At 45.6% G+C, this 18838-nt stretch carries 21 protein-coding genes; 16 read left to right on the top strand and 5 right to left on the bottom strand.

Translation table 11 applies throughout. The annotated features are described in order from the left end of the window. Positions 1–1068, top strand: a complete 1068-nt coding sequence (gene mutY, locus EV210_RS04025) for an A/G-specific adenine glycosylase (RefSeq protein ID WP_132075928.1) — start codon at positions 1–3, stop codon at positions 1066–1068. 30 nt (positions 1069–1098) lie between these two features. Then, complete coding sequence (locus EV210_RS04020) at positions 1099–2337, top strand: metallophosphoesterase (RefSeq protein ID WP_132075925.1); 1239 nt, start codon at positions 1099–1101, stop codon at positions 2335–2337. Here the strand turns inward: EV210_RS04020 and EV210_RS04015 are convergent. Both EV210_RS04015 and EV210_RS04010 read right to left on the bottom strand, forming a co-directional pair. After that, positions 2300–2695, bottom strand: coding sequence for a thioesterase family protein (locus EV210_RS04015; protein WP_132075922.1), 396 nt, complete (start codon positions 2693–2695; stop codon positions 2300–2302). The two genes, EV210_RS04020 and EV210_RS04015, sit on opposite strands and share 38 nt — an antisense overlap. A gap of 27 nt (positions 2696–2722) precedes the next feature. Beyond that, a complete protein-coding gene (locus tag EV210_RS04010; RefSeq protein WP_132075919.1) occupies positions 2723–2911 on the bottom strand; it encodes a hypothetical protein in 189 nt (62 codons plus the stop codon). A 209-nt stretch (positions 2912–3120) separates the two neighbouring features. Between EV210_RS04010 and nirJ1 the strand changes: the two genes are divergently transcribed. The 4 genes from nirJ1 to EV210_RS03990 all read left to right on the top strand — a co-directional run bounded on the left by nirJ1 (position 3121) and on the right by EV210_RS03990 (position 7631). Beyond that, positions 3121–4287, top strand: a complete 1167-nt coding sequence (gene nirJ1, locus EV210_RS04005; RefSeq protein WP_132075916.1) for a putative heme d1 biosynthesis radical SAM protein NirJ1 — start codon at positions 3121–3123, stop codon at positions 4285–4287. A 175-nt stretch (positions 4288–4462) separates the two neighbouring features. Beyond that, the gene (locus tag EV210_RS04000) at positions 4463–6145 is read left to right on the top strand and encodes a glutamine--tRNA ligase/YqeY domain fusion protein (protein ID WP_132075913.1); all 1683 of its coding nucleotides are present in this window, start codon (positions 4463–4465) and stop codon (positions 6143–6145) included. A 6-nt stretch (positions 6146–6151) separates the two neighbouring features. After that, complete coding sequence (locus EV210_RS03995; protein ID WP_132075910.1) at positions 6152–7075, top strand: diacylglycerol/lipid kinase family protein; 924 nt, start codon at positions 6152–6154, stop codon at positions 7073–7075. A 136-nt stretch (positions 7076–7211) separates the two neighbouring features. After that, positions 7212–7631 (top strand): bacteriohemerythrin, encoded by a 420-nt coding sequence (locus tag EV210_RS03990; protein WP_165898778.1) that lies wholly within the window; start codon positions 7212–7214, stop codon positions 7629–7631. On the opposite strand, the gene EV210_RS03985 is transcribed toward EV210_RS03990, so the two are convergent. Beyond that, entirely contained in the window at positions 7582–8130 is a 549-nt protein-coding gene (locus tag EV210_RS03985) for a folate family ECF transporter S component (protein ID WP_132075904.1), read from the bottom strand. The two genes, EV210_RS03990 and EV210_RS03985, sit on opposite strands and share 50 nt — an antisense overlap. A gap of 109 nt (positions 8131–8239) precedes the next feature. Here EV210_RS03985 and EV210_RS03980 point away from each other — a divergent pair, with 109 nt between their 5' ends. Then, the gene (locus tag EV210_RS03980) at positions 8240–8560 is read left to right on the top strand and encodes a DnaJ family domain-containing protein (protein WP_132075901.1); all 321 of its coding nucleotides are present in this window, start codon (positions 8240–8242) and stop codon (positions 8558–8560) included. Between the two features lie 51 nt (positions 8561–8611). After that, on the top strand, positions 8612–8812 hold the full coding sequence (locus tag EV210_RS03975) for a small, acid-soluble spore protein, H family (protein ID WP_132075898.1): 201 nt from the start codon (positions 8612–8614) through the stop codon (positions 8810–8812). A gap of 47 nt (positions 8813–8859) precedes the next feature. Here EV210_RS03975 and EV210_RS03970 read toward each other — a convergent pair whose 3' ends face one another. Then, on the bottom strand, positions 8860–9183 hold the full coding sequence (locus EV210_RS03970; RefSeq protein WP_132075895.1) for a demethoxyubiquinone hydroxylase family protein: 324 nt from the start codon (positions 9181–9183) through the stop codon (positions 8860–8862). Positions 9184–9320: 137 nt separating this feature from the next. On the opposite strand from EV210_RS03970, the gene EV210_RS03965 reads away from it, so the two are divergent. Beyond that, on the top strand, positions 9321–10241 hold the full coding sequence (locus EV210_RS03965; protein WP_132075892.1) for a DUF3794 domain-containing protein: 921 nt from the start codon (positions 9321–9323) through the stop codon (positions 10239–10241). 67 nt (positions 10242–10308) lie between these two features. On the opposite strand, the gene EV210_RS22475 is transcribed toward EV210_RS03965, so the two are convergent. Continuing rightward, a complete protein-coding gene (locus EV210_RS22475; RefSeq protein ID WP_165898777.1) occupies positions 10309–10464 on the bottom strand; it encodes a hypothetical protein in 156 nt (51 codons plus the stop codon). Between the two features lie 393 nt (positions 10465–10857). Here EV210_RS22475 and EV210_RS03960 point away from each other — a divergent pair, with 393 nt between their 5' ends. From EV210_RS03960 to EV210_RS03930, 7 genes are all read left to right on the top strand, one after another. Further along, complete coding sequence (locus EV210_RS03960; RefSeq protein WP_132075889.1) at positions 10858–12021, top strand: ABC transporter substrate-binding protein; 1164 nt, start codon at positions 10858–10860, stop codon at positions 12019–12021. Positions 12022–12163: 142 nt separating this feature from the next. Beyond that, positions 12164–13003 (top strand): methyl-accepting chemotaxis protein, encoded by an 840-nt coding sequence (locus tag EV210_RS03955; protein WP_132075886.1) that lies wholly within the window; start codon positions 12164–12166, stop codon positions 13001–13003. Between the two features lie 4 nt (positions 13004–13007). Further along, positions 13008–14201, top strand: coding sequence for an MFS transporter (locus EV210_RS03950; protein ID WP_132075883.1), 1194 nt, complete (start codon positions 13008–13010; stop codon positions 14199–14201). A 261-nt stretch (positions 14202–14462) separates the two neighbouring features. Beyond that, complete coding sequence (gene panC / locus EV210_RS03945) at positions 14463–15317, top strand: pantoate--beta-alanine ligase (protein ID WP_279388478.1); 855 nt, start codon at positions 14463–14465, stop codon at positions 15315–15317. 8 nt (positions 15318–15325) lie between these two features. Beyond that, positions 15326–15709 carry an aspartate 1-decarboxylase gene (gene panD / locus EV210_RS03940; protein WP_132075880.1) on the top strand — a complete coding sequence of 128 codons (384 nt, stop codon included), beginning with the start codon at positions 15326–15328 and terminating at the stop codon, positions 15707–15709. Further along, a complete protein-coding gene (locus EV210_RS03935; RefSeq protein WP_132075877.1) occupies positions 15693–16640 on the top strand; it encodes a bile acid:sodium symporter family protein in 948 nt (315 codons plus the stop codon). The genes panD and EV210_RS03935 overlap by 17 nt, the downstream gene beginning before the upstream one ends. A 150-nt stretch (positions 16641–16790) precedes the next feature. Next, positions 16791–18680 carry a sigma 54-interacting transcriptional regulator gene (locus EV210_RS03930; RefSeq protein WP_132075874.1) on the top strand — a complete coding sequence of 630 codons (1890 nt, stop codon included), beginning with the start codon at positions 16791–16793 and terminating at the stop codon, positions 18678–18680. The last annotated feature ends 158 nt before the right edge of the window (positions 18681–18838 follow it).

Below are 18838 nucleotides of genomic sequence, written 5' to 3'. Positions count from 1 at the left end.
ATGAATTTAGCAGAATCACTTCTGAAATGGTACGATGAAAATCACCGTGAATTACCGTGGCGGCAGGATCAGGAACCTTATAAAATCTGGGTGTCCGAGGTAATGCTGCAGCAAACACGGGTCGAAGCAGTTAGACCTTACTATGAACGCTGGATGGAGCGTTTTCCTACCTTGCAGGATTTGGCGCAGGCTTCAGAAGAGGAAGTACTGCAATACTGGCAAGGCCTGGGATATTATTCCCGGGCCCGCAATCTTCACCGGGGAGTACGGGAAGTGGCTGAAACCTACGACGGTCAGGTTCCTCAGGAACGGACCAAGGTGCTGGCCTTGTCCGGTGTGGGAGATTATACTGCCGGTGCAATTTTAAGTATTGCCTATAACAAACCGGAACCTGCTGTGGATGGAAATGTGCTGCGCGTCTTCAGTCGTCTGTATTGTCTCGAAAATGATATAACGAAACCGGCAGCAAAAAAACAAGTAACCGATCTAGTCTCAGTGGTGCTGCCTCTTGACCGGCCCGGTGATTTCAATCAGGCTATTATGGATTTGGGATCTCTACTATGCACCCCGAAAAATCCGGACTGTACTCATTGCCCGCTTAATTCGTTTTGCCTGGCTTATCAGCAGGACCGACAGCGGGAGCTGCCCCTGCGCAAGAAAAATGCACCACCGCGCATTATCCCGGTTGCAGCGGCAATTGTACAATCGGCAGGTCAGTTTCTCTTATGTAAACGGCCTGGTAAAGGCATCTTAGCCAACATGTGGGAATTTCCGGCTGTTGAAATCGAAAATAAGCAGGATGGTCCGAGCCAGCTGGAAAGCTTGCTCTGCCGGTTAGGTCAGCAAGTGTTTGTTGAGCCGCTGCCGGTCATGGAATTAATTCATACTTTCAGCCACCGGCAATGGCAAATTGCTTTTTATCCCTGCAAAACAGTGATGAGGCAGGAATTGCCTGACCTGGCACACTGCAGATGGGTTAGCCCTAATGAATGGTCCGAATTATCCTTTGCCGGTCCTCACCGCAAGATGGCTGCTTACCTGGAGTCTGACGGCATGGCTGAATCGTAAACTGGGTAAGATAAAACCAAGGAGGGTGTTATGCAACATAGTCCTAACTCTTACTTTTACTTACTAGTAGCAGCTGTTTTTTTGTTTATTACCTGGCTGGGATACCGCCTGTTGACCCGTTGGCATGAGGGCTATCGCCGCAAGGGCATAGCATACGGCTATTGGCTGGTATCCATAACGGCATTGTTGGTAATGTCCGCTAGCCGTACCTTCCGTCCTGTTAATGGCGAGCTGAGCTTTTATCTGCAGGTACTCATTTATGCAGTTTATGCATGGGTTATGGGCCTAATCGTATTATTGCCTGTTATGTTTGGCCTGTATTGTGTACGCTTTGTACTGCGAAAAATAAGAGCAAAACAGCAAAATGTACGACCTGTGAGCCAGGAGGATGGCTCTCCCATCAACCGCCGTGACTTTTTGCGGGGCGTTACTGCTGCAGCACCGCTGGCGTCGCTCGCAATCAGTTCAGGTGGAGTATTTGTTGGAGATAACTATATAACACAACAGCGGCTTACTTTATCGTTTGCCAATCTACCGGAACAATTAACGAATTATAAAATTGCGCAAATTAGTGATACGCATATTGGGCCCTTTTTTGGCATGGGGAAATTAGATCGTGTCTTAACTATGATTGACCAGGAAAAACCGGATTTACTGGTCATTACCGGCGATCTGATTGATAATCTCAGTTTATTGACACCCACAATGGAACGAATTAACCGCTTTTTTCCGACTGTTCCACAGGGCATTTATTATTGCTGGGGGAATCATGAGTATTTCCGGAATATTGCAGCCATCCGAGAGGCCTGGAAGCAGTCGCCCGTTTTTGTGCTGGAGAACAATAACCGGAAAGTTGTAGACGGTAAGCGGCCCTTTTATCTGCTGGGCGTAGATTATCCGTGGGCCGATAAAAAAGAAGATCAGCAAACGAAACGCCGCGGTTTTATCAACCGTGCTTTATCCGGAGTACCGGAGGAAGCATTTCGCTTACTGATCGCTCATCATCCTGATTTTTTTGATAACAGCTTCGAAAATAATATTCCCCTTACGCTAGCAGGGCATACGCATGGCGGACAGGTGGCGCTTTTTGGAAAATCACTGCTGCCTGTGCAATATAAGTACATGCGCGGTCTCTATCAGCAAAATGGAAATTACGGTTATGTCAGTGTCGGTACCGGTCATTGGATGCCCTTTCGGATCGGGTGTCCGGCAGAAGTTACTTTCTTTACGCTTAAGCCTGCTTCTCCTGTGCTTTCTGCAAGAATTTAGCTAAATCAATAATGTAGCGCTGATGGGTGCCTTCCCCAATTTTCTCTTTATTATCGTAAGCTTCAACGGTAAAAGTCAGGCGTTTGCCGGATATTTCAATAAGTTTTGCTGTCGCCCGTACTGACATGCCTACAGGCGTGGCAGCGGTATGCTTGACATCAAGGTGGATGCCCACTGTTGACATTCCTTCTGGTAAAAAGGGATCTACCGCTGCCAGGCAGGTTCCTTCCATAATGCCAATCATTGCAGGCGTGGCGTAAACAGCAACGCCGCCGCTGCCATATTTGATGGCGGTGTTATTTTCTGTTACCTTTTCGCTCTTTTCGGCCGTCATGCCAATCTGTAAATTAAAATCCATATTGTTCACCTCTTTATGTTTTTCCACTTATTTACGCCGCTCTTTGATAACCAGATAGATATAAAGGCCAAACAAAACAGCGGCTACCAGGGCCAGCAGCATCTGAAAACCGGCAAATTGCGGTTCTGCAGGATTATCAAATAATTCAATTGTCCTTCCCAGAAGAAATATGGCAACTAAAGCAATAACCAGCCGAAGGGGCGTAATATGTTTCATAATAAACTCCTTACAATAATAGTATTATAAGTTTTCGCCGTTTTGATAACTCATCCTGCCAAGGTGTAAAAAATGGTCGTAAAGATTGCTGATGGCTGATAAGTATTTATTGATTATATCCCCAGTGGCAGTAGACTTTTCAGTAAGGCAGGGTATACAATAAATAGGAGAGTAAGCCGGAAAATTTTGCACAAAGGAAGAGCGTATATATGATTGGTGTAAGTAAATTGCTTTGTGGTACGAATAATTATGGTGATAGCTTACGCTATGCCAAGGGCGCTCACGGACAGCGCCATGGGGCAGTAGCCGGTATGGGACCGGTTATAGCCTGGAATATTACCCGAACTTGCAATTTAAACTGTGTTCATTGCTATTCCAATTCAGATGCCAAAAAATATGACGGTGAGCTGACTACTCAAGAAGCAAAACAATTCATTGATGATTGTGCTGCCTTTAAGGTGCCTGTGCTTTTGTTATCGGGCGGGGAACCGCTTATACGCCCTGATGTATACGAACTTGTTGAACATGCCAAAAAAGTCAACATACGCACTACATTTTCTACCAACGGTACGCTGATTGATCAAGAAACGGCCAAACGAATTAAGTCACTGGGAGTAGGCTATGTCGGTATCAGTCTTGATGGCCTAGGGAATGCGAATGATCAATTTCGCGGGCAAGCGGGTGCTTTTGACCGGGCACTCGAAGGGATTCGCAACTGTCTGCGTATTGGACAACGGGTGGGTCTCAGGTTCACCATTAACCGCTATAACTTTCATGACCTGGAGAACATTTTTCACTTAATTAAGGAAGAAGCGATTCCCCGCGTCTGCTTTTATCACCTCGTTTATTCCGGACGCGGCTCAGCGATGATGGAGCATGATATTTCGCATGAAGAATCACGCCAGGCCATGGATTTGATCAGCAGCAAAGCTCTTGAACTGGGTGAACGGTGCGAAATACTTACCGTCGATAATCATACCGATATTGTTTACTTATATCTGCAGGCTCGCAAAAGGGATGCTGCACAAGCGGAAAAAATATGGGAACTGATGCAGGTGAACGGTGGCAATCGTTCCGGTATTGCTTTTGGCAATGTTGATCCGAATGGCAATGTCCATCCTGACCAGTTTACGCAGAATCATACTTTCGGCAATGTGCGGGACCGTAAGATCGGCGAAATCTGGACGGAAATGAGTCACCCGATTCTTGCAGGGCTGAAAGACAGGAAGCCGCTTCTGAAAGGCCGCTGCGGCCGTTGCCAATGGCTTGCAGTATGCAACGGTAATTTCCGTTCCAGGGCAGAAGCGGTAAGCGGCGATTTCTGGGAGTCCGATCCGGCTTGTTATCTCACTGATGAAGAAATTGGCATCATTTAATCGCATGCGGCAGCTTAGGTGTCAAATTTTGGCGGCTTAAGCTGTTTTTCATGTTTATCTGCCGGCATATCGGGTAAAAATACTGGATATTACTAGAAATTACACTATGAGCAGGGAATCGGCAATTTGCGACGAATATTTGACTATCAATACAGCAGCCAAAGGAGCCGGATGAATGAGTATTACGAATACACCTACCTCTTCGAACTTTATTCAAAATATCATTAATGAGGATCAGAAAACCAATAAATACGGCCAGAGAGTGCACACACGCTTTCCTCCCGAGCCTAACGGATATCTGCATATCGGACATGCTAAATCCATTTGCCTTAACTTTGGCTTGGCGCGGGAATACGGCGGGTTATGCAACTTGCGCTTTGATGATACAAATCCCAGCAAGGAAGAAGTGGAATATGTTGATTCCATTCAGGAAGATGTTAAATGGCTGGGCTTTAGCTGGGATGACCGCATGTTCTATGCTTCCGATTATTTTGAGCGGCTGTATCAGTATGCGGTAAAGTTAATTACCTTGGGTAAAGCTTATGTATGTGATCTTACAGCCCAGCAGATGCGGGAATACAGGGGAAATTTAACTGAGCCAGGCAAGGACAGCCCTTACCGCAGCCGTTCTGTAGAAGAAAACCTTGCTTTGTTCCAAGGCATGAAAAACGGGGAATTTCCTGACGGCTCCCGGGTACTAAGAGCTAAAATTGATATGGCGTCACCTAACTTAACCATGCGTGACCCGGTTTTATACCGGATTATGCGGGCTCATCACCATCGCACCGGCGATCAGTGGTGCATTTATCCCATGTATGATTATGCCCACCCGCTGTCTGATGCAATCGAAGGCATCACACATTCTATTTGTACACTGGAGTTTGAGGATCATCGCCCTCTTTATGACTGGGTTCTGCAGGATTGGGAATCACCGGAAAAACCGCAGCAGACAGAATTTGCCAGGCTTAACTTGACTAATACCGTAATGAGTAAGCGCAAATTGCGCACTCTTGTGGAAAAAGGCCTGGTCAGTGGCTGGGATGATCCGCGGATGCCGACAATTTCCGGGTTGCGACGCAGAGGCTATACGCCTGAGTCGATCAGGGATTTTTGTGAGCGCATTGGAGTGGCGAAAAGCAACAGCACGGTTGATATTGCTCTGTTAGAGCATTGTATTCGTGAGGATCTGAACGTAAATGCTGCCCGTGCTATGACGGTACTTCAACCGCTAAAGGTAGTTCTGACAAACTATCCTGAAGGACAGGTTGAGGAGTTGGATGCAGAAAATAATCCGGAAAACGAACAAATGGGAACACGGAAGATTGCCTTTTCCCGCGTCCTGTATATCGAGCAGGACGATTTCATGGAAAACCCCTCGAAAAAGTATTTTCGGCTTTCGCCTGGTAAAGAAGTACGGTTGAAATATGCTTATATTATTAAGTGTGAAGAAGTCATTAAAGATGAGCAGGGCCAGGTTATTGAGCTGCGCTGCACTTATGACCCTGAAACGAAGAGTGGAGCAGGGACAAGCACCAAGAAAGTAAAAGGTGTTTTGCACTGGGCTTCTGCCGAGCATGCAGTTGATGCAGAGGTCCGTTTATACGAATATCTTCTGACAAATGAGGAAGAAGAGGAAAGCGACAGCGACGATTTCATTGCCAAGCTTAATCCCAATTCGCTGGTCGTACGACAAGCCAAGGCAGAACCTTCGCTGGCCAATGTCGCCGGTGGCGAGCGCTATCAATTTTTAAGGCAAGGCTTTTTTGTCGCTGATCCTGATTCGAAACCCGGCAAGCCAGTATTTAACCGTATTGTCGGCTTGCGAGACTCTTGGGCCAAAGTACAAAAAGAAGGCTGATTTGGCGTGAAAATCTTTCTCCTAATTTATAATCCCGCTGCAGGTGATTCTTATTTTAAATACCGCTTGGACAGTTTTGTTGAACACATGCAGAAGCAGCAGTGCCTGATTATACCACTCAGGACGGGACATAAGAATGACACGCTTTCGCTGCTGACCTTGACCAGACAGTATGCACTGGACGGAATCCTGATTTCCGGCGGCGACGGCACAGTGCATGAAATAATCAATGCAATGCTTACGTTGGGCATCGATCTGCCGATAGGCATTATACCCAGTGGAACTTCTAATGATTTAGCCTCATTTTTGCGTCTGGAAAAAGATGTGGAAGCTTGTGCTGCTTTATTTGCCGGTGGCTTGACAAGATTAGTTGACGTTGGCGCTGTAAATGACCGATATTTTTTGAATGTGGCCAGTGCCGGACTGCTGACAGGAGTAGCGCATACGGCTGACCGGACAATGAAAAATACATTGGGCAAAGCGGCATATTATCTAAAGGGGATTGAAGAGCTGCCCCGGTTCCGGGCCATTCGCATGACTATTTGTGCGGATGATGTGATTATCGACAGTGAAGTGATGCTTTTTCTGGTCATGAATGGCGGAACAGTCGGCAGTTTTGACCGCATCGCACCACATGCCCGCATTGATGATGGCAAGCTTGACTTGCTTATTGTTCATCGCTGCAGTTTACCCGAACTTGCCCGTATTTTGATCAGTCTTTTATCAGGAGCGCATATTAATCATAAGGCAGTTCAGTATCTGCAAGCTTCGCGGATTAGCATTGAGAGTGATGAATTGGTTGAAAGTGATTTAGATGGAGAACTGGGACCAGCCTTACCTTTAACAATTACAGCACTTCCCCAGCGTCTCAGGGTTTTTTCCCCAGCCAGGACTGTACACTTTAAAAAGATAACAGGCTTTATCAAATAAGAAAAACAAAACAAGACCGCCACGGTTCCGTGACGGTCTTGTTTGTGGTTGAATCGTTTGCCGGTTCCGGCAGGCAGGGAATTGGTGACGGCTGTGGAATAACCCAAAATAAATGAAGATGTGGGGAGAAGAACAAATGGATTTTATTGAATGGAAGGACAGCTATTCTACAGGAATCGCGTTAATGGATAAGCATCACCAGCGCCTGGTTGCATTGATCAATCAACTCTATGCGGGTGTTTTCGCCTGTGAGGATGTTGAGCAGGAACGGGCTTTGACAGCTAGTATTTTAGTGCAGCTTGAGGATTATGCCGAGTACCATTTTACAGTGGAAGAACAATTGATGAGTGAATATCACTTTTCCGAATATACAGAGCATCTATCCGAACATGATGCATTTCGTGAGAAAATTACCGCTTTATCCAGTCGCTTGTCTGCCGGTGAAATAGCTTTATCTTTTTCCACATTTGAATTCTTACGTGACTGGCTTACGGATCATATTCTGGTCAATGATAAGAAATATGGCCCTTTCTTGCGGGAAAAAGGGGTAAATTAAGGGCTGTTATAATTTTTTTTGTCAACAAGATATAGGCCGGAATGATCAGCAGCTGGGAAGCAAGTCGTCCCGGCATACTTATCAGCCAGGGAATGCCAAAGGCCGTTTTTAGCACATAGGGAGTAAGCAGCAGTGAAGTTACGATCTGGGTAAGGGCGATGGCCCCTGTTAGAGAATGGGCTGGATAGTTTTTGCCGAACAAGCGTATAATAAGCGGCGGTAGTAAGCCATGCAAGCCGGCTATCAAGGAGAACTGGGGCAAATAAATGCCGAGAGGATTTAAGTTAAAGCCAATAATATCTGCTAAAATCCCGGTAGTGAATCCCCAGTAAGGACCAAATAATAAGCCGGCAAGCATTATCGGTAATTGGCCTAGTCCGAGTCGCAGTGTAATAACGCCTTCAAACGGAATGGTAATGCTGGCAATGCGGGTAAGCACAATTGATAAGCTCATGAGAAGAGCTAAATATACCAGGCGTTTTGTTGAAGTGTATACCATAGTTTGTCTCCTTTTCTAAAAAAGAGAGTAGTCTTACCTTTATTGTACATGGATGCCGCAAAAAAGCAATGGCGATCAATTTATAGAGCAAGGGAGAACGGACAGCGCTATGGATGTCTTTGCTAAACTGGCAGAACAAAAAATTCAGGACGCTATAAAGAACGGGGAATTTGAAAACCTGTCAGGTAAGGGAAAGCCGCTTGACTTAACAGAGTCCCGCCATATTCCCCCCGATTTGCGAATGGCTTATAAGGTCTTGAAAAATTCAGGTATGATTCCTGCTGAAATGGAAATAAGGAAAGAAATTGCATTATTGGAAGAGCTGATTGGAAAGTGCCCCGATGAGCAGGATAAGCTGAAATTGAAGCGCAAGCAGCAGGAAAAATGGATGGCGTATTCCCTCTTAATGGAAAAAAGACGCTCCAAATAACGCATAGGTTATGGTGCTTTCTCCCATACTACTCTTGAAAGGGGTGTGGAAATGCAACAAAATCGTGCAGCCGAAATAATCAGCTCATCCTTTAACTTTGAAGTAACTTGGCATGGCAAACCGGTTTGGATTGAAAGTGTTAATAAGGTACAAAATAGGGCGGAAATCGTGATCCTAGGCAGTCAGGATAAGTGTGATGTGCCTATTGAAGAGTTGGAAGAGACCGGAAACTTTGAATCAATGGTGGATTAATGAAATGCAAAAGAGCCGGAACGCTTAAGTTCCGGCTCTTTTGCATTTTAATTGACGAATGGATTGACAGCTTGCAGAGGATTTTGCTCTTGCTGTGCAACAACCTGTTTTCCCTGATCCAGCAGCTGTCCTTCTCTAGGACTCAACAGAATCAGCAATTGCTGGAGCTGTCCGACATGTTTTCGTTCATCATCAGCAAGCTTAAGAAGAATTTGCTTTACACGCGGATCGGCAGCTGCCTGAGCATGTGCCTCATAGCCGATTACTGCCTCATATTCACCGATAATATCGATGCGCAGTGCCTGTAATAACTCTTCATTGGACAATTGCTTAGGCAGATTGGCAACAAAGGGATTACTTACGATAGCCATTACATTCAGCTCCTTTTCTAAGAGTAGTATGGAAGATCAGGCAAAAAAACATTCTGCTGGTGAGCTAATTTATTGTGTCATTATTGTTATGTACTGCATATATTGCAGTACGAAAACTCTAGGGAGGTGAGGGTATCGTGGCAGAAGAGGAAGATCGGGGAAAATACATTGGTAATTGTATACAGCCAATATCGCCAGCCATGGTTGTTTGTCAGCTAGTTGGCGAAAACCAAACACAAAAGTCAATGGACATTTGTGTTCGTGTTCCCAGACGAAATCCGGCTATAGATCAAATTATTGATGTTTATGTAAAAGACTTAAAACTGACATATGTTAATGCTATATGTGATAAAGTTATCGTTCGTGGCTGCTATGAAGTAAAAGTCTTATATGCGGCTTGTGAACCGAAGAAGCCGGTACATGCCATAGAAGTGCGCAATATCCGCTTTACTGCCGACGTTGATATCTGGGGGGCCTCGTCAGGTATGGATGCCGAAGCGGATGTCGTAGTTGAATTTATAGATTATGACTGTGATGAATGCACCCGGGCTCACTGGTATAAACATAATCCTGACTGGGATTATAGAAAGAGTCACTGGAAATGGGACGATGATTGGGATCATGACTGTGATTGTGACGACGAGGATGATTGCGATCATGGCCATCATCATGACTGCGACTGCGATCATTGCAAACCTTACAAGCCTCATCACCATAAAAAGAAAAAGTACTGTCAGTACTGCGGCCATGACTATGATCATTGTGACTGCGATCATGACCATGATTACTGCGATCACTGCGGTCATGACTATGATCATTGTGACTGCGGCCATGACCATGATCACTGCGACCACTGCGGTCATGACTATGATCATTGCAGCTGTGATCATGGCCACCATCATCACTGGAAAAAGAAAGGGGCCCGACGTTGTGATGTAACAGTCGTTCTTAGGGTTACGGCCAAAGTATTTAGAAACCGGCCTGTACTGTTACAGCAGCATGGGGGATATCATGCAGGTATGCATCATGGCAAGCTGCCTTTAAAGCCCAAAGGATGAACAACATAAAGAAAACCGGCATGGCTTAAGCCATGCCGGTTTTCTTTGTGCTGTATAAAACTGCTGATTAGCAGTAAGCTGCGATATATTCTTCAGTGATTTCATCAAGCTTTTGCTTCATCTCGGTAAGCGTTTCCTCCGAAAAACTGTATTTATGGAGGTCGTCACTGTGTAATAGCTCCGATAACGCACGGATACGGGTAATCAATTCAATCTTTTCCACTTGCCAAGCACCTCTACAAGTTATTTCCATTACCAATAATAACAAGGAAAAAAATAGTTTGTAAATAGCAAAGCAATAAGTCGAAATAGGAAGTTGATTAAGAAAATTAAAAAAATATACAAATATACAATTTTCTTGATAACATCTAAGAAATGCCTGTTGCTTATGTAGTCTACTGCAGGAATACACATTAAAAGAGAGCATAATAGCAAGAATGATTGATATTTTAATGTAAATCTGCAAAATTGCTCAATTTAGAACTTTGACTGGTGGGGAAACGCCTTATATACTTAACATGTATACAAAATTCATAGAACGGAATGTGCATTGCTGGCATACTAAAGAGTGTATCGGTTGCACATGGGTTCAGTGATACTTTTAGGAGGATGAGTCATGAAAAAGTGGAAGTTGGCGCTAATGGCAGCTACAATGGCAGTAAGCACTCTTGTTGCAGCCGGCTGTGGAGGTAAAGAGGCCGCAACAACCAATGAAATCAGATTGGGAGCGAACTTTGAGCTTACCGGTGGTGTTGCGCAGTATGGCCAGTCTGCCGCGAATGGCATTAAGTTAGCTATTAAAGAAGCAAATGCTGCCGGCGGTGTACTAGGCAAGCAAATAAAGCTGGTTGTAGCTGATAACAAATCGGAACCTGCCGAAGCAGGCAATGCCACTACCAAGTTGATTACTCAGGATAAAGTCATTGCGATTTTTGGTCCAGCTGCAAGCTCGAATGTTTTAGCATCCACCCAAATCGCACAGGATAATAAAATTCCTCTTCTGACTCCAACCGGCACTAATACAAAAATTACTGTAGATAACGGCAAGGTAAAAGATTTTGCTTTCCGCTCGTGCTTTATAGATCCTTTCCAGGGACAGGTAATGGCCAGCTTTGCTCAAAAAACGGTAAAAGCGAAAACAGCAGCTATTTACATCGACAGCTCTTCCGATTATTCTAAGAGCTTATCGCAAAACTTTGAAGAAGTTTTTGTGAAAAATGGTGGAACAATTGTTGCAAAAGAGGCTTTCTTGCAAAAAGATCAGGACTTTAAGGCTGCTTTAACCAAAATAAAAGCGGTTAACCCGGACGTTATTTATATTCCTGCTTACTATGAAGAAGTTGGTAAAATCATCAAACAGGCCAGAGAACTTGGGATTACCGCTCCCCTGCTTGGCAGCGATGGCTGGGATTCGCCTAAACTGGCAGAAATCGCCGGTGCTGCTGCTTTAAACAATACATTCTTTACGAATCATTATTCGTCTCAGGATAAGGACCCGATGGTACAAAAATTTGTTGAATCCTATAAGAAAGAGTACGGCCAGGAACCGGATGCTTTCGCTGTACTGGGATATGACGGCGCCTTAATGATGATCGATGCCATCAAACGGGCTAACAGCACTGATTCTGTAAAAATAAAAGATGCTTTAGCGCAGACTAAAGATCTGAAAGTGCTTACCGGTACTCTATCCTTAGATGCTAATCATGATCCGATCAAGAGTGCGGTTATTATTGAAATGAAAGATGGAAAACAAACATTTAAAGAAAAAGTAAATCCTTAATACCTAGCGAAAGTCCGGGATAAGTTCCCGGACTTTTTCGTTATCCTTTTTTTACTTAAAGGCGCTTCGATTACGGCAGGAAGAAGTTAGTTTTATTCCGAATTCATTTATGGTAAATCTTTCAGTGATTGGAGTGCATAGCATGTCAGAACAGGACAAGGTTATTCTTGACCGGTTTCGCAGTGTTCTTGAACAAATAAGTGAGCTGTTTATCAGTGGGGTCGGTGTTAGCCTGACTGACCGGGAACAATTTCTTTTTTATAAGGCCGGCAGCAGAATGAACTTAAGGATATCACCAGGATTAATTGTCAAACCAGGTGGAGCAATTTCCCGTGCTATTCAGGAAAAACGGATGATAACTGCCAGACTGGACAAGGCAATTTATGGGGAAGTATTAATTGCGATATCCGTACCTGTCTTCAATGATGCCAGACAAGTGATCGGAGCTGTTTGCGCCTATGAAACAATTGAGCAGGAAGAAGCACTCAAAGAGCTTGCTGCCGCATTAACTGCCAGTATTAGTGTTTTAGCCAGCACGGCAGAAGAGATAAGTGCGCAAGCGGAACAGTTGTCAGGCACAAGCACCGAACTGGCCAAATATGCAGAGGGGTCCCAAAATAAGGCGAAAGAAACCAATGAAGTCCTGAATATGATTAAAGCTATCTCCAGTCAGACCAATCTGCTTGGTTTAAATGCGGCAATAGAGGCCGCCAGAGTTGGCGAGCAAGGCAGGGGATTTGGTGTTGTAGCCGAAGAAATACGCAAGCTGGCGACAAGCAGTGCCGAATCAATAAAAAAAGGCGAGTTAATTATCAAGGGAATTCAGGAACAAAGTACTGGTACAGCACAACAAGTAAATAATATGAATTCTGTGATCTCTTATATTACAGATGCTATTTCACAACTAACCGAGGCAGTTCAGCAGGCCAATTCTATGGGACAACGTCTTGATGAACTTTCGAAAAGCCTAAAGAAAGGATAAATTTGTGTTTACTATAGCTGAATGGAAGAAACATCTGGCCGTTATGTGGTTTGCTCAGGTTATGGGGATGAGTGCTATTACCGGCGTTGTTTCTTTTTTGCCTCTCTATATCACACATCTGGGAGTAACCAGCCTGGAAGAAACAGAAATTTGGGCTGGTATTCTTATGGGCGTGGCAGCTTTATTTGCCGGAATTTCCGGTCCATACTGGGGAGCACTTGGCGATCGTAAAGGGCGCAAGCCAATGGTGGAACGGGTAATGCTGATGTTCAGTCTTGTCATGATTGGCATGGCGTTTGTCACCAATGTTTATCAGCTGCTTGTTTTACGAATCGTACAGGGGATTTTTGGCGGATTTACCGCAGCAGCGCTTGCCTTGGTAACCAGTGTTACCCCGGAAGAGGAAATCGGGTTCACAATGGGAATTTTTCAGACGGCAATGGTTGTTGGCGGAGCCTTTGGCCCGATGTTTGGCGGGATTGTTGCCGATCATGTGGGCTACCGGCAGACATTTGTGGTTTTCGGGCTGCTGTGTTTGCTTGCCCTGACTGTTATTCATTTAGCTGTCCCCGAGCATTTCAAACCAGCGCCCCAAACAGCTAAACCATCCGTATGGCGGGATATCCAGTCGGTAGTAACCATCCCGGGGATAAAAAGTATGCTGCTGGTACTTTTTTTGATCCAATTTGCCATTCAGGTTATTGCGCCTATTATGCCATTGTATGTACAAACCATGGTTGCCGATAATACATATATTGCGAGTATTTCCGGAACGGTGATTGCTGTGGCGGGCCTGACCAGCTCGATTTCTTCCGCATCAATGGGGCTAATGGGAAAACATTTCAGCCATCGCATGATCCTGTGTACGGCTGCCTCACTGGGAGCCGTTTTTTTCTATTTGCAAACACTGGCTGCCGATGTCCTCACCTTAGGTGCTTTTAGAGCATTAAGCGGTTTTTGCCTTGGAGCCATGATTCCCAGTGCCAATACCATTATAACTTACTTAATTCCACCGGAAAAAAGAGGCGTCGCTTATGGTGTTACTAGCGGGGCATCGCTTATGGGCAATGTTATTGGGCCGCTTAGCGGGGGTTTTATCGCTTTGCACTTCGGCATAGGATCGGTTTTTTTATGCACAGCACTTTTCTTTGCTGTTACAGCAGCCTGGGTAGGCTTGCGCGTTAAGGAAATAACCTGAATTTTTATATTGTCAATTATAGGGCTTTTTAGTATGATAGTGATGTTGAATTGCTCTGGTAGGATGATATCTTTGTGAGTCATACCGAAAGCGAGCTGTTCATTTTCATTAAACGACAACAGAAATAACCTTACTGCCGCTTAGATCCGCTGCGGACTGAGACGGAAGGTGTATTTAGTTTTGCTATTTTCACACCTCCTTGTCCACTTTTCGTGCGGGCAGGGAGGTGTTTTTATTGTCGCATTTTAGGAGGAGATAAAAGTGGTTGCCGTTATTGAATCAGTATCCGAGATGCGAGAATTTATTGGACAGGCCAAACTACAAGGGAAAAAAGTAGGGCTGGTTCCTACAATGGGTGCTTTGCATGAGGGACATTTGAGCCTGATGGCAGAGGCAAGAAACTGCTGCGATATTGTAGTGGCCAGTATCTTTGTTAACCCTACCCAATTTGGACCAAATGAAGACTATAGTGCTTATCCGCGGACTTGGCAAGCAGATCTTGCCGCCTGCCAGAGGGCCGGAGTAGATGTTGTCTTCCATCCGGCTGTTGCTGAGATGTATCCCGAGGGGTGGAGCACATGGGTAAATGTGGAAGGAATTACAGAAAAACTGTGTGGGAAAACCCGGCCAGGTCATTTTCGCGGTGTAACAACTGTAGTAACAAAGCTATTCAATATTGTTCAGCCTAACAAAGCTTTTTTTGGACAAAAAGATGCACAACAGGTTGTCGTACTGATGAAGCTGGTCCGTGATTTGAATATGGATGTGGAGTTACATATGGTACCGATTGTCCGTGATTCGGACGGACTGGCTAAAAGCTCACGCAACAGCTACCTGACACCTGAACAGCGGACTGCGGCGCTGGTACTCAGCCATAGTTTGCAGCGTGCCCGCAGTCTGGTTATGCAAGGGGAGCAGGACTGCCGGCTGATTGTAAGTGAAGTTCGCAATACAATTATGAAAGAACCATTAGCTGTATTGGAATATGTGGAAATTTATGCTTTTCCCGAGCTGCAGGAAATTACAACTATCAACGGCAAAGCGCTGCTTGCGGTAGCCGGGCGCTTCGGCACAACACGCCTGATCGATAATGTTATTCTTGAGGAAAGGGAGTAAACGACAATATGCTGTTAACTATGATGAAATCCAAAATACATCGCGCTATCGTTACTCAGGCCGAACTTAACTATATGGGCAGTATTACAATTGATGAATCACTGATAAAAGCAGCCGGCATTTTACCTGGTGAAAAAGTACAAATTGTCAATAACAATAATGGAGCGAGATTGGAAACCTATGTCATTCCCGGTCAGGCCGGGTCCGGCATTATTTGTCTGAATGGGGCTGCAGCCAGACTGGTGCAGCCGGGGGATATGGTTATTATTATCAGCTATGTCCTGTGCAGCAGGGAAGAAGCAGAAGCACTGGAACCAATCGTTGTTCATGTCGATCAACATAATCAAATCTTAAAATGCAGAGGGCATGAGCACCATGGTGAAGTTAGTTAAGCTTGCGGGCGTTATTACCAGTACTGTTTCGGTGTGGGTTATGCTGGGAGCAGGAATCGCTTTCTTCCAACCGGCTGTGATTAAGCCATTGGGGAAATATATCCCTTATTTGCTGGGGCTGATTATGCTTGGGATGGGACTTACCATGACAACCGCTGACTTTAAAATGGTGCTGACGAGGCCCAGGGATGTATGCTATGGTGTTTTGCTGCGTTATCTTATAATGCCAGGCGTTGCCTGGGCAGTGACTAAGGTACTGGCACTTGACCCGGCCATCGCTGCAGGAGTGCTGCTGGTAGGCTGCTGCCCCAGCGGTACGGCGTCCAATGTAATGACCTTTATTGCCAAGGGAGATACGGCACTGTCGATAACCGTTTCCAGCGTTAATACGCTGTTGTCCCCTCTTTTGACACCGCTGTTGTTTCTTTTTATTACCGGTGCGGTTATTCCGGTAGATGCGGCAGCTTTGCTGCTGGATATTATGAAAATCGTCGTTGTTCCGATTATCGCAGGAATGATAATCCGCTATTGGGCGAACGAGTGGGTAGAAAAACTGCAGCCGGTTATTCCGGCTGTATCGGTACTGGCAATCGTGATAACCGTAAGCGCCGTAGTGGCTCTTAATGCAGCCAAGCTGGCAGGTGTGGCAGTTCTTGCTCTGGTGGCAGTTGCACTGCATAATGTATTGGGCTTGCTGCTGGGATATTGGTCCTCGTTATCACTGGGGATGAGTGAGTCTCAGGCCAGAGCAATTTCTTATGAAATCGGCATGGAGAATTCAGGCCTTGCAGTAGCGCTGGCGTTGGTCCATCTTGATCCTCTGGCGGCTGTTCCGGGGGCAATTTTTAGTGTGTGGCACAATTTCAGCGGCAGTCTGCTGGCGTCTTACTGGGTAAGAAAAAGCAGGAGAAAGGTGGCCTTGGCAGCGTAGTCTATGTTGACCGGGGCTGTCTCAGCAATACTTGAGCAAGCCCCTTCCAGCCCTACGCTTAGTTTTGAAGCAGAACTTTAAAATAGTTTGTCCCAAGCAGGAAAGACAGGCATAATGAAGGAAAGTGATGATGCATAAGGAGGTGCGGGAATGATCAACGTATCACTGGTTGCGCCCTATGAAGAATGCAAACAGCTTGCTGAGGCTGTCGCTACCGAAAGCCGGGAAATGAATGTTCTGTTGCAGATCGTGTCTGCAACGGGCGTAAAAATCATTGAAAAACTGTATTTTGACTGTGATGCAATTATTGCCCGGGGAGTGACTGCTTCGGCGCTGCAGACGGCCTATCCGCACATTCCTGTCATAAATCTGCCTGTTACAGGCTACGATGTCATTAATGCCGTCATGTCCTGTCGCAAACAATTTAATGCGCAGCATATCGCCATTATGGGCTCCGATTCTATGATTTACGGTGTGCAGAATATCTCCGGGGCGCTGGGGGTTGAGATTCAGTGCTACCGGGTTATGGAAGAAGAGGATGCTGAACAATGTGTCAAAACAGCGCTTGCAAGCGGCGCCGATGCGATAATTAGCGGTGCAATGACTGTGGAAATTGCCAAACGGCATGGCTTAAATGCGATATTGATTGAATCAGGGAAAGAAGCAATTCTGCAGGCCCTTGGCGAAGCGGTGCGAACAGCCCGGGTAGCGAAGCATAACCAGGAAATCGCCGAGCGAGTAAAGGCGATTATGGATCACGCTTACGAAGGCGTTCTGGCTATTGATGAGAAAGGCTATGTTACGGTATTTAACAAGACGGCTGAAGCAATCACCAAAGTCAGCACACAAAAAGCGCTCGGCAGGCATATTAGAAGCGTGCTTCCCAATACCGGACTCTTGAGAATACTGGAAACCGGGGAAGCTGAGCTGGGTGATTTGGAGACGATTGGCGGTGCCCTAGTCGTTAAAAACCGGGTTCCTGTAAAGGTAAAAGATAAAGTGGTAGGAGCGGTGGCTACTTTCCAGCATGCTTCGAAGCTTCAGGAATTGGAAGGTCGGATACGGGAAAAAATCCATTATACCGGTTTAAAGGCCAAATACTCCTTTCCTGATATTATTGGGACAAGCACAACTCTTACTGAGACAATTGAAATGACAAGGAAATTCAGCAAAGTCGATTCCAATATCCTGCTGATTGGTGAAACCGGTACCGGGAAAGAACTATTTGCACAAAGCTGTCACAATAACAGCCTGCGGCGCAAAGGACCGTTTATGGCTGTTAACTGTGCAGCGCTTCCGGAAAACTTGCTGGAGAGTGAGTTGTTCGGCTATGTGCCGGGAGCATTTACCGGGGCAGCAAAAAGCGGTAAACCGGGTCTGTTTGAATTAGCCCATCAGGGGACAATTTTTCTGGATGAAGTATCGGAAATACCTTTAAAATTGCAGGGAAGACTGCTTAGGGTACTGCAGGAAAGAGAAATAATGCGGCTAGGTGATGACCGCATTATTCCGGTGGATGTGAGAGTCATTTCCGCTACCAATAAGGATTTAAAGCAGCTTGCCCTGGAGAATGCTTTCCGGCGCGATCTTTTATACCGCCTGGATGTTCTGCATATTCATGTACCGCCGCTGCGCGCAAGACATGGGGATATATTGCTGCTGGTAGAACATTTCCTTGCTGTTTACACAAACCGTTTTCAAAAGAATCCAGTACGGCTGTCGCCAGCGGCAGAGCGTTTGTTGGCAAGCTATAACTGGCCTGGCAATGTACGGGAGTTGTGCAACGTTTGTGAACGCTTAGCAGTTTTGGCGGAGGGGGCAATGATTACTGAAGCGGCTATATTGCGTATTTTGTCTCTGGAAAGAACAGAAGCCGCTTTGGAACACAACAGTAAGCCGGAAACTGCTGTTGCAGATAAAAAGGCCATTCACGACGCCCTGCAGAGAACAGGTGGCAATAAAATGCAGGCCGCCCGTCTCCTGGGGATTAGCAGAACGACCTTATGGAGAAAATTGTCCCTTCCTGATGACCATTTCTAGGTGTTTCATGAAACTGTAGATGCAACAAATGAAACGTAACATTGAAACGAAATAGCGAAGAACTTCATCCTTTGCGGCCAGCGTAGGCCGGAAGGGGTGAAGTTCTTTTCTTTGGCATGAAAGTTGCTTAGTTAGTATATTGTGAAAATTAGATGAGA

The sequence above is a fragment of the Anaerospora hongkongensis genome (assembly GCF_004339805.1).
Classification (GTDB): Bacteria; Bacillota; Negativicutes; order Sporomusales; family DSM-15969; genus Anaerospora; species Anaerospora hongkongensis.
Note: the sequence above shows the minus strand (reverse complement) of the source record. Positions and strands in the feature narration are given on the sequence as shown.